This is a genomic window from Saccharicrinis sp. GN24d3 (assembly GCF_052400645.1).
In the GTDB taxonomy this organism is placed as follows: Bacteria; Bacteroidota; Bacteroidia; order Bacteroidales; family Marinilabiliaceae; genus Saccharicrinis.
Genome location: NZ_JBQTGI010000053.1, coordinates 1 through 8735 on the forward strand (window position 1 = coordinate 1; position 8735 = coordinate 8735).

Below are 8735 nucleotides of genomic sequence, written 5' to 3' on the forward strand. Positions count from 1 at the left end.
CGTGATAATCCATCTATAACCACGCCATCCCTATGACTCCGGTAGACCGTTGCACTTCACATTACTGTTAATCCGTACAACATTACAGGGTTCGAAGACCGTCAAAACTCTCCCCATCTACAGATACACTTCTCGAAGCTACCACGGGTTCACGCTTGCGCATTACGGCTTGGTCATTTGAACATACCGAGCTTCAGCGATAGCCCTCACGGACATTACTGTCGGCAGCTCTTCTAAATGAACAGCGATTATTGCGATAAGTGAGAGCAGAATCAAGCTCGCTTGAATTATGCCGAACGGAACAATGATCTTTAAAAAAAATTATTGCGATAAGAGAGAGCAGAATCAAGCTTGCTTGAATTATGCCGAACGAAGCAATGATCTTTAAGAAAATTATTTAGGTAGGATTTACACCTACTGGATTACCACAGCTTCGTGGCACACTAACGTTTAGTATATGAAATCGTTTGGCATTTCAAAGCGATTTCCTATCAAACCGTTACAATGTTTATTAAATGTACCGCCCTTAAAATTAGCACTTCCCGCCAAATGTTTTATATACCGTGTTGTGTTTTCGTGCTTTATTACCACTGTCTGTCCGTGCGTTTGGGCAACCATACTCTTTGACAAGTTTTGGTCCGTGCGCTGGCTTTTATGAGCGACTTGGCAATGTGTATGGATGCGAAGGGTCGGCATTATTTCAAAATTATATTATTGACATAATCAATCGAAATTTTCTCTTGTTCCAATCTCCAGTTATTTTGTTTCAGTATGTCATATAAATCTTGTTCCTGCTTATTTAAATTTAATTGACATTTTATTTTTGATTCCGTTCCATTATCGTTTTCAAAGAAATTATCAAACGTTTCTTTATCCATTAAGATACTTTTTACAGTTGGGAAATATCCTCTGAATTGGGATAAAATTTCAAATCCTTGCACATCAATGTCTCCCCAGTACATTATCTCTAATTTATTTAGCCATGAAGCGTTTTTAATATTGTTAACACTATAGCCTCCTCCAAAAACAGCAATAGTTTCATTAATGTGGGGCAAGGTTAACATAGTATGAAGATTTGTTTTGTTCTCAACAATTATAATCTTCTTTAAGGGTAAATCCAATGCTTCAAAATCACTTACTGGTATTGCCAATTGTGATATTCCAGAAAAATAATTTTTTGAAATATTTTTATCTAATATCCGTATTTGAATTAATGGTTCTTGGATTTTAAGGTTAAAGCGTTTTTCAAATTCCTTTTCATCTATTACAAGAGACTCAGAGAGAATAACATCTAACAATTCCCTCAATATCGATTTATTTTGTTCGATAAACTTAGTATGTACTTTAACAGGCAATTCTCTTATAAATAATTTGGGGTAGGGGTTAGCTTTGAAATAAATACATACTTTTAATAATTCAGACCATATCCCATGATTTTGAATAATTTGTGTCGGATGTTTTTCAGCCCATTCTTTTAATTCCTCAAATTCTGAGATAATTAAATCAAAGTCAGCTTTAAAATCTTCAACTTCTTTAACCTTCCCTATGAATTTCAAGTAATCATGTTCGGATAAAAATCTAATTTCTTGCGGTAATTTCTGTTCTCCTAAAAATTTGGTTTTTACGGTTTTAAAGTCAATGTCATAACCAAATCCTTTGTTATCTTTTGAATTGATAACCAAGTCACGAATTTCCTTTTCAAATGTCGATATATCACTTGTTGGTTTTTTATCGCCTTTAATTATCAAAGGAAAGAAAGTATCCTCTTGATAGATTTGCTTTAAAAACGAGGAGTACCGTTTCTCAGCTTTTTCTTTTATTTCTTTTGAACTAATCATTATTCAAAAACCGTTCTTTTTCTTCTTTAAATTGTTCAATAGGCATATCATACAACCATGATTCACGACCTTCCTTACGTTCAACAAAGTGAACAAATGAAATATCATTTTCCACAATCTGAATATTATCAGAAGGAGTTACAACAAGTAATTGCAAATGCAGTTGTTTACATAGTTTGATTAAATACCTCGCTTTATCTTCATCTTGTGATTTAAATGCTTCATCAATTGCAATAAACCTGAAAGAGTCTGGTTGTAACCCTTCTTTTGTTAAGCCAAATTGATATGCAATAGCTGAACCCAAAATTGTATATGTGAGCTGTGCTTTTTCTCCCCCAGACAATTGCCCCATGTTCTCATATGTTCCAAATTTCTTATCATCGGATTTGTAGAATTCTTCTGCTTTGTAATCAAACCATGAGCGCACTTCCATAACTTTTAGTCGCCATTTTTCATCATCTAATTTGGAAATCAATGGTTCAATATGATTGTAAAAGTGGTTCTTTCTTCCATCAATGGTTGTTTCAAGTTCTGTAAAATTCGGGATAGCCTTACTTAGAAGATTTTCAAACAACTTAATATCGTCGTCTGCTTTCTTTCTTGCAATAATTTGAATGTATGTTTTAAAATCAGCGTCCTTAAAATCAATTTCCTTTAATGATTCATTCAACAGCTTAATATTGTCTTTAATTGAGTCCGACCAATTAATGAAGAACATTCTGAAATCACCGACTTTATTAATAATGGTTTCCTGTAAATAAGCGTTAAATTTCTTTTCGAATCTTGGCAAGTCATCAGCTTTTAACCTATCTAAATATCGTTGATATTCAGAGATAAATTCTAAATGACCTGATTCGGGCAAACTATTAACATCAGACCTCCAATCTTTAAATTTCAGCAATATTTCTTCTGAGGGTCTTTTAAAAGCACTAATCTTGTCTCTGACTTCATTTTCTTCAATGCTTTTTTTGCCTCTAAACTCTTGGATTAGCCTTTGGTTTCTGTCAATGAAATTTTTTCTTTCAGTTTCAATTCGGGAAAATTCAATAGTTAGTAATTCAGAATTTTCATGTTCAAATAAAGTACATTCCTTTTCTCCAAAATTATTTAGCAATTCCTGATTTTGTTTAATTATTTCATTAACCTTTTTAATAGATTCCTCTAATATATAAATTTGTCTTGACTTTTCTTTTATATCAACATCTTCAAGCTTCTTTAAATTGTCTTGAACGACTGAAAGCTGACCTTGCAATTCTTTTACTTTGTCGTTTGTAGCTTCAAGTCTTTTTTTCGCTTCTTCTTTCTCGGCTATTTCAATAGCAAAACTTTCCCAATCAATATCATCAAACTTTTTAAAATTGGAAAAAATTTCAGAATAACAATCCCTAAGATTACCAAGCTTTTGGGATTCAGCATCAATTTCACGTAGCTTTTTCACGATTTCTTTTTGTTCTTCTTGAAGTTTTATAAGCTCTTCACGAAGAAGTTTTATCTTTTCAGTATTGTCCCAACCTAAAACATAATTCTCTTTACTAAGAATATGTCGCCTATCATCTTTTTCGTGTTTTCCTTTTTTGAATTTTATTAAACCTTCCTTTGTTACTGCATTCTCCTCATACCTACTAAATTCTTCAAGATTTTCTACACATGCAAAATTAAATTGCTCCTTAATTACATCTTCTATCCAATCGGTATATTTGTTTTTTTGTTTGAATTCTAACTTGCTTAAAACATGGTTGCTCAATGGTTGGGCTGAAATCATGTCCTTTAAAGAAGTATATTCCTTATACCTTTGGTAAACAATTCTACCTCTAAGATTTGTTGAGTTAACATATTCATTTACTTTTTTATAGTACTTTTCAGGAACAATAAGGTTTAATGCGAAATTGTGTAGGATTTTTTCAATCGCAAGTTCCCATTTAGATTCGGCTTCTTTAACTTTCACTAATTCACCGATGAAGGGGATTTCATCTTTATTTGCTCCAACATGTTCCAGAATTTCTTCCCGTATTTCAGCAACTCTTCCAGAAATATTGTTTTTATTTTTCCTTAAAACCTGAATATCTCCAACTTTTTGTTCAATCTGCGTAGTTAAGTCTTCTTCTCTGTTTTTAGCCAATCTTTTCTTTTCGAATTGTTCTTTTTGCCGTTGTTCACATTCATTGCGTTTTAATTGAGCATCTTCCCGATTCTTTATAAATAAATTTTCATTGGGATTAAGAACAAGTTCACCAGTTTTGGCAAGTTTATTATACTCGTCTAATTTAGTAGTTCGGTTATCTCTACTACTCGATAAACGCCTTATTTCCTTTTCAAGTTCTCTAATCTGATTCCCAACTTCGTCCTTTTCAATTTGAACTCTTAATTTAGATTCTTGGTCTTTAAGTTCTTCCTGCTTTTCTTTTAAGTTAGACAATTCGTCATTTAGATTGTCAAGTTGCTGATTTTCTTTTTCAGACTCCTTTTGCCCAAGAACAGTATTTTGTTTCGCAAACCAATAAACGGATGATTCTTTTAAATCATTTTGCTTTTTTAGTTCGTTAGAATATGAATCAATGTTTTTGGCATGCTCACTAATAGGTTCTAACTGACGAATTTGTTCGCCAGCCTTTTCAATATTTGTTTTTGCATCCATTAGCGTAATAAAGCTCTCCTTCAGCTGAATAAATTCGTTTTCAGCATCAAGTTCTTCAAGCATATTTGTCCTGATAAACTCATTCAAATCATCAAGAACTTTTACACCAACAATATGATTAAATAAATTAAGAGCTTTCTCTGAACGCATTCCGAATAAATGACAAATCCTTTCTGCATATGCAGAAGGGCCATTTAGAAACTCAATTTTCTTTTTTATACCTGTATTGAAATTCTTCTCAAGTCTTTTCCTCCAATTACCTTTAGAATCAAAAGAAGAAAAGTCTTTCTGAATTTCCAATGGAACATGGGCAACACCAAAAGTCCGCTTCATTTCACCGTTAGAAAACCAACGGACTTGGAATATGGTAATTATTTTTTGTTCAGTATTAGAAAAATTTGCTAAAAGGACAGAATAAGTATTCTTATCACGCAATGTTTGTGTTGTTGTACTTAAGTCACCCTCTTTTTGAATGTTTCCGTAATGACCATAAACATAGGTTTCCTCTGTTCTATCGCCCTTTTTCTCCACACCTGATGATTGGTTATAGAATCTATCCCTTTTAATCGGAACCATTAGTGTCAAAAGAGCATCGACATATGTACTTTTCCCAGATGCATTAGCACCTGTTAAAAGTGAATTATTGCCTTGTGGGTGAATGCGAAACACCCTTTCGTTAAAAGTACCCCAATTAAATATCTCCATATATTGAAGCCTATAACCAGCCTTATCAGAACTTGTACTAAATAGACTCAACATATTCTTCTAATTTTTTTTTGAATTCCACTAATATATCAAGGGTAACTTTTTCCTTTATTATCCTTAGAATTTGATATTTGGTTTCATTATTTGTTTTTTGAACTTCTTTCAAATAACCTAATTCAGCAATTTGACGAATGTTTTTATCAATGTCTTTTAAAAATTTTGCTTTGTTAAATTTTTCAGGAAGAAAAAGACTTAATTCTTCTTTTATTTCAGTATCAGTTATGAATTTTTCTGAAACCTGGAATTGTGCAGGGTTACTGTCAAATTCTTCAAGACTTTGCCGTAATACAATTAGGATAATAGAACTTTCAAATCCTATTTGCCTTCTTGATGCTATACCTAACGTACCTCCATTACTGTCTTCAATCTGTTTAACAAATGCAAAACCATCATCTTTTTTTAATACAAGTTCAAGACCGATAACGCTTATATATTCCTGTATTTCAATTTGATAGTTGATTATATCATCCCAAACTTTATTGTTTTTATCAACAGCCCCTTTTAATAATCGAATAATAGCTTTCGAATATGGCTTTTCTATTTCTTCTAAACTTTTCATTTTGCAATAATAACTTCTGGAATTAGAATAGTCTTCCTGTTTTCTTTATCAAAAACAATTTGTTTTTGCTTGTCTGACAGAAAAGTGTGTTTAAATTTTTGCGCAACACCTATATAACCAAATAACTCGGGCAAGCCTTTCTCAATACCTCCATTTAATTCAATAACCTCTGTTAAAGTTGTTTGTGATTTGGTTTTGAGTACCGACAAGATATGGCGTTCTATTAATTTTGTATCTACCGAAGTCCGTAGAAATAATTTTTGAAGTTGAGCGGATTGACTAATATCAAAATCAGCTTTTTGAGGTTTTTTATTATAAACAACTTCTTCCTTTTGGTCAAATGTTAATACCCTTTCAAATGGAATATTGATATCCAAATCTGTTTCTAACTCTAAGGAAATATTTGGAGTTGTTTTTTTCTGGGAGATTTCAATCAATATCTTTTTTATGTTCTGAATAACAGATTTCGTTAATTCTGTTTTTGATTGTTCATTTTCCCTTATAATACGGCTAAGTTTATCCGCCATTTTATCATTTGCTTTATACACTTTCTGACCTGCAAAATGTAGGAGCTTTTTCATTCCTTTAAGGAAATGGTCATTTACTTCGATATCTTTATCTTCCAGCGTTTGATACAGTTCAACAACAAGTCTATTCCATTCTTCTTGAAGTGAGGGATTTAATAAGAATGACCAGAATGCATAAAAGCTCTTACCTTGTTGACTTATTTTCAAGTCATCCAATGCATCAAAAGTGTATTGAAGAATATGGCTTTTGGTGTTGTCTTCCTCCGCATGCCTTAGATAAATCTCTTTAGTTATGCCTTTAAAATTATCTTCAACCTCTTTAAAATCGGATATAAGTTCTTTTGCAGATTGTGTTATTTGTTTAAATCGTGGAACGATTTCATAATCTTCAAATACTTTTATATCATCACCAGCCTCAAGTCTCTTGATTTGCTGTTCGATTTCAAGTTTCTTGTCTTGTAATATCTGAATCCTGCTTTTTACATCTTCATTTGAGAACTCAACTAATTCTTTTAATTGATTAAATATGTTTTTAAACTTCGATTCCGCACCAATATATTCTTCCTTTTTTAAGCTTGCTATCCAGTCGATTGTTTTACTGGAATGAGAAGAAAGTTCGTAAAATATCTCTCCTCGTTCATCAGGGTAATTTGTTAGAAAACCGCTATTTGTCCAGTTCTGGATATATTTCTTTGCTTTTATCTCATAAGTATCAAATATTGTGATGTCATTATCTTCATCCATTTCGACTTGTTTGAATTGTAGATAATCAGCGAGTTGTAAATGAATGCTTTCAGAAGAAACAACACTTTGTTTATTATAAAAAGTCTTAAGCAAAAAAGAAATTATTAATTCACGGTTTCTTGAAGCAAGTATGCTAACACTTGGTGAAGTATTTAAGAGGTCTAATATAATTTCAATATCTGTCATTAAAATTGTTTTCTCAAAGTTAACAATCAATCCGTGTGTCGGCAAAAATTTGGCTCTTTTGCAAGCTGAAGCATCAGCTTGTGTGTTGGAGCTTGCAAATGTGCCAAATGTGTGTTGGCTTTAGATGCGCGGTCTTTCTCAGCATGAAACACAACGTTGAGTATAAGAAACGTAAGTGATTTCGAAGCTCTTACCTGTCAAGTTGCACAGAGCCAAATTTGCGTTTTGACACAAATTTACTTTTATAAAACAAACCATCAAATCGCAGATTTGGCGGAGCTGATTAAATGTACAAACCTCTCGTAAACCACTGAGCCACTTATGTTTTTTATACATTGTTGTAGCACGTTTTTCCTTGTTAAATTATCTTTTTCGGTTTAATCATAAATATTATCCAGTCAATAAGTGATAAAACACCAAAATATAAAATTATTAGGACAATATCTCTAAATGTCCAATCTATGGCTTTTACATGGTTTCCACTTCTCTCAATCCAATCCGCAACACCTAAAATTAAAGAAATCAAGATGAAGGCACTGAACAATCCAAAAGTCATGCCCCAGAGAACTTTATTATTTCTGATTATTTGTATTATCAGAATCAGTGTTGGTATTAGGTACAGAGTCAGGTAAGAAAGTCTTATTGAACTTTCAGCGTGAGGAGCACTTTGAAGTCTGTCAAAAAGTAGCAAAGTCCAAATGATTAGTCCCAGTGAATAAATAACTCTTTGAATCAGGCTCTTGTTTAATATTGCTTTTAAATTACTAATCATGTTTTGATGGCCTTTATTAAAAATCCTCACTAATTCTCAAATCGTTATTCAAGGCTATTTTTTCAATCACCTCAAATGGAATGTGACTAATTTTTATCAATTTATCCTGCGTGTAAACTTTATAATCGTTTATTCCTTTGTCAATGAAATAACCAATTTTAACAACTTGTTTCCAGTCAATTGTTTTTGTTTTTCCGAAATTGTATCTCACTATCAGAGATGTTTCGAGAACCTGATAATATTTTACTCCTAATAATCCTTTTATAATTATTAAAAGCAAAATCATTCCGACAATCAGACCGTTAATTTTTAAAACCAATAAAATATTAATTGTAAGAAAAAATCTTGTAATGAATAATCCAGCAATTTCTGCTAAAATTATCCAAAAAGCTGCATAAAGAAATAGAATCAGTCCACATTCTAATTCGCCCCAAAATCCATTTTTATATCGATAATATTTCTTGTCCAATTTTTCGGTTATTGTTTCGATGTTTGTGTCTGCCCAAATGTGCTACAACTTGGATATAGAGACCGTAATGACTTTATTATTTCGATTATGGTTTCTATACCGCATATATAATCAGTTATTTTAATCGTTTAAATACGTTTTCTTAATCGTGTAAAAACGTTTACTTAATCGTTTAAATACGTTTACTTAATCCTTTAAAGCTACTAAAAACCATATGACCTAAATTTTACCGACCTGCTT

At 32.0% G+C, this 8735-nt stretch carries 6 protein-coding genes; all 6 read right to left on the reverse strand.

The genetic code is table 11. From position 1 onward, the window contains the following. Positions 1-695 precede the first annotated feature (695 nt). On the reverse strand, positions 696-1838 hold the full coding sequence (locus ACT29I_RS25295; RefSeq protein ID WP_444794805.1) for a Wadjet anti-phage system protein JetD domain-containing protein: 1143 nt from the start codon (positions 1836-1838) through the stop codon (positions 696-698). Next, positions 1831-5232 (reverse strand): ATP-binding protein, encoded by a 3402-nt coding sequence (locus ACT29I_RS25300; protein WP_444794806.1) that lies wholly within the window; start codon positions 5230-5232, stop codon positions 1831-1833. The genes ACT29I_RS25295 and ACT29I_RS25300 overlap by 8 nt, the downstream gene beginning before the upstream one ends. After that, the gene (locus ACT29I_RS25305; protein ID WP_444794807.1) at positions 5216-5797 is read right to left on the reverse strand and encodes a DUF4194 domain-containing protein; all 582 of its coding nucleotides are present in this window, start codon (positions 5795-5797) and stop codon (positions 5216-5218) included. Before ACT29I_RS25305 ends, ACT29I_RS25300 begins: the two co-directional genes overlap by 17 nt. Then, positions 5794-7254, reverse strand: coding sequence for a DUF3375 domain-containing protein (locus ACT29I_RS25310; protein ID WP_444794808.1), 1461 nt, complete (start codon positions 7252-7254; stop codon positions 5794-5796). Before ACT29I_RS25310 ends, ACT29I_RS25305 begins: the two co-directional genes overlap by 4 nt. A gap of 358 nt (positions 7255-7612) precedes the next feature. After that, entirely contained in the window at positions 7613-8026 is a 414-nt protein-coding gene (locus tag ACT29I_RS25315; protein WP_444794809.1) for a hypothetical protein, read from the reverse strand. A 16-nt stretch (positions 8027-8042) separates the two neighbouring features. Beyond that, a complete protein-coding gene (locus ACT29I_RS25320) occupies positions 8043-8495 on the reverse strand; it encodes a hypothetical protein (RefSeq protein WP_444794810.1) in 453 nt (150 codons plus the stop codon). Positions 8496-8735: the final 240 nt, after the last annotated feature.